This is a genomic window from Massilia sp. ST3, assembly GCF_018119405.1.
Classification (GTDB): Bacteria; Pseudomonadota; Gammaproteobacteria; order Burkholderiales; family Burkholderiaceae_D; genus Telluria.
Genome location: NZ_JAGPWC010000140.1, coordinates 1 through 2,822, shown reverse-complemented (window position 1 = coordinate 2,822; position 2,822 = coordinate 1). Strand labels below are relative to the sequence as shown.

Here is a 2,822-nt window from a genome sequence, read left to right as displayed (position 1 = left end):
GGCGAGCTGGCACTGGCCCAGGGCGAGCGGCGCGCCGCGCTGCGTCACCTGCAGCGCCATCTCTACCTCGACCCCGATTCGATCCTCGGCCACTACCTGGCCGGCGTGGCGCGCATGGGCGAGGGCAGCGACGGCGCCGCCCGGCGCGAGTTCGCGGCCTGCGACGCGCTGCTCGACGGCATGGCCAAGGATGCCGCGGTGCCCGGCGCCGCAGGCTGGCAGGCCGCCAGCCTGCGCGCCAGCGTGCGCGCCTTCATGGAGGGCAGGGCATGAGTGCGGGCGCCGATCCGGACCGCGCCACCCCGGAACAGCGGCAGGCCGTGCTGCGCGCACGGCGCGCCCTGCTGGCCCGCCCGCCCGCGCCGCCCGAGGAAGCCGTACCTGGCGACGCGCTCGAGGTCCTGGGTTTCGAGGTGGCCGGCGAACGCTACGCCGTCGAGACGCGCTGGGTGGCGCAGGCGCTGGTCCTGCCGCCCCTGACCCCCTTGCCGGGCGTCCCCGCCCATGTCGCCGGCATCGCGGCCTTCCGCGGCCGGGTGGTGGCGGCGCTCGACCTGCGCCTGCTGCTGCAGGTGCAGCTGGCGCGCCTGACCGAACCGTCCGCCCTGGTGGTGCTGCAGGGCGTGGGCATGGAATTCGGCCTGCTCGCCGACGCCGTGCTCGGGGTCGAACGCTACGCGCGCACGGCGCTGTCGCCCGGCGCCTCCGGCGGTGCGGCGACACGGCGCGGCTACCTGCTGGGCGTGGCCCCGGACCGCACGGCCTTGCTGGACGGCGCGCGGCTGCTGGGCGATCCGGCGCTGGTGGTCGGCGCGGGAGCGCCGAACCGAATGAACGAGGAGAACTACCCATGATGTTATTGTCGAATTACAGCACCCGCGCCAAGCTGGTCGCCGGCTTCGGGCTGCTGGTCGCCCTCCTGGCCGGCGCGAGCGCACTCACCTGGCATGCGACCGGCGTGCTCCAGGAGTCGCAGCGCGCCCTGTTAGAAGACGACCTGGCGGCCGCGCTCGACGTCACCAGCCTGCGCAACGAGCTGAACCGCGAGCGGGTCACGATGTTGTCGCTGGTGGTTGCCGAGCCGGCGGCACAGGCGGCGCTGCTGGAACGGATCGCGGCGGTCCGCCCGCGTGTGGCGGCGATCCAGGCCCGCCTGCACGAGCGCGCCGCGCGCGACCCGCGCCTGGCGCGCTCGCTGGCCCAACTCGACCCCGTGATGCAGGCCTACACCTCGCTGCGCGATACGCGCGCGATGCCGGTGCTGCGCGAGGGCCGCCGCGCCGAAGCGGGCGCCCTGATCACCGGGCCGCTGCAGGAGCGCTACGACCCGCTGCGCGACATCGCCGAACGCATCAACGCCGAGCAGTTCGAGCAGGCCACCGTCCGCATGCGCGAGGCCGACGCCGTGGTCGAGCGCGCGCGTGCGATGCTGGGCGCCTGCAACCTGGCGGCGCTGCTCGTGGCCGCCGGCCTGGTGTTCTGGCTCGACCGCGCCCTGGCCGCGCCCTTGCGCGAAGCGACCGCGCTGGCCGAACGCATCGCCACCGGCGACCTGTCGGTGGCGGTGCCGCCGCCCGCCGGCCGCGACGAAGTCGGCCAGCTGCTGGGAGCCCTGGGCCGCATGGTGCAGTCCTGGCGCCACCTGATGGGCGAGACCAGCAGCGGCATCGCGACCCTGGGCGCGGCCTCCGGCGAGATCCTGGCCAGCACCATGCAGGGCGCCGCGGGCGCGGCCCAGACCGCGGCGGCGGTCAGCGAGACCACCGCCACCGTGGAGGAAGTCAAGCAGACCGCGGTGCTGGCGAGCCAGAAGTCGCGCATGGTGTCGGAAACCGCGCGCGACGCGGCCGGCACCGCCCAGCGCGGCCGCCAGGCCATCGAGCACGGCATGCGCGGCATGGAAAGCGTGCAGGAGACCATGGAATCGATCGCCGGCACCATCGTGCGCCTGTCCGAGCGCAGCCAGGCGGTGTCGGACATCGTGGTGACGGTGGCCGGCCTGGCCGACCAGTCCAACCTGCTGGCGGTGAATGCCGCGATCGAGGCGGCCAAGGCGGGCGAGCAGGGCAAGGGCTTCGCGGTGGTGGCCCAGGAGGTGCGGGCGCTGGCCGAGCAGTCGCGCCAGGCCACGCGCCAGGTGCGCGAGATCCTGGGCGAAATCCAGAAGTCGATCGGCGCGGCCGTGCTGAGCACCGAGCAGGGATCGAAGACCGTGGCCGAGGGCGTGGCGCGGACCAGCGAAGCCGGCGCCGCGATCCAGGTGCTGGCCGACAGTATCTCGGGCGCGGCGGAGGCGGCGGCCCAGATCGCCGCCTCCAGCCAGCAGCAGCTGGCGGGCATGGACCAGGTCGCGCTGGCGATGGAGAATATCCGCCAGGTGAGCGCCGAGAATGCCGCGGCCTCGCGCCAGTCGGAGCAGGCGGCCCAGAACCTTCACGAGCTGGGCCGGAAGCTGCGCGACGCGAGCGAACGCTTCAAGGTGTAGGAGGCGATGAGCGACCCCGCGGCCTTCCGCCAGCGCCTGCTGGCCATCTTCGCCGACGAGGCGCAGGAACACCTGGGCCGGATCGACGCCGGCCTGGTCGCGCTCGAGCGTGCCGACGCGCAGGGCCGGCGCGCGGCGCTGGAAGAGATGCTCAAGACCCTGCACACGCTCAAGGGCGCGGCCCGTGCGGTCGACCTCGACCATCTCGAGCGCCTGTGCCACGCACTGGAAAGCCTGGGCACGGCGCTCGCCGCCGCCGCCGCCGCGCCCGCAGCCGGGCAGCTCGACTGCCTGCACCGCGCGCTGTCCCTGGCGCGCGAACTGGCCGCGGGCGGCG

The 2,822-nt window shown here is 74.6% G+C and carries 4 protein-coding genes; all 4 read left to right on the top strand.

The features are described from left to right. A partial coding sequence (locus KBW98_RS23685) for a hypothetical protein (RefSeq protein WP_211522627.1) occupies window positions 1-273 on the top strand: 273 nt, incomplete at its 5' end. Next, window positions 270-854, top strand: coding sequence for a chemotaxis protein CheW (locus KBW98_RS23680; RefSeq protein WP_211522626.1), 585 nt, complete (start codon window positions 270-272; stop codon window positions 852-854). The genes KBW98_RS23685 and KBW98_RS23680, both read left to right, overlap by 4 nt. Beyond that, window positions 851-2,485, top strand: a complete 1,635-nt coding sequence (locus KBW98_RS23675) for a methyl-accepting chemotaxis protein (protein ID WP_211522625.1) — start codon at window positions 851-853, stop codon at window positions 2,483-2,485. The genes KBW98_RS23680 and KBW98_RS23675 overlap by 4 nt, the downstream gene beginning before the upstream one ends. A gap of 6 nt (window positions 2,486-2,491) precedes the next feature. Next, on the top strand, window positions 2,492-2,822 hold a 331-nt coding region (locus KBW98_RS23670), incomplete at its 3' end, for an Hpt domain-containing protein (RefSeq protein WP_211522624.1).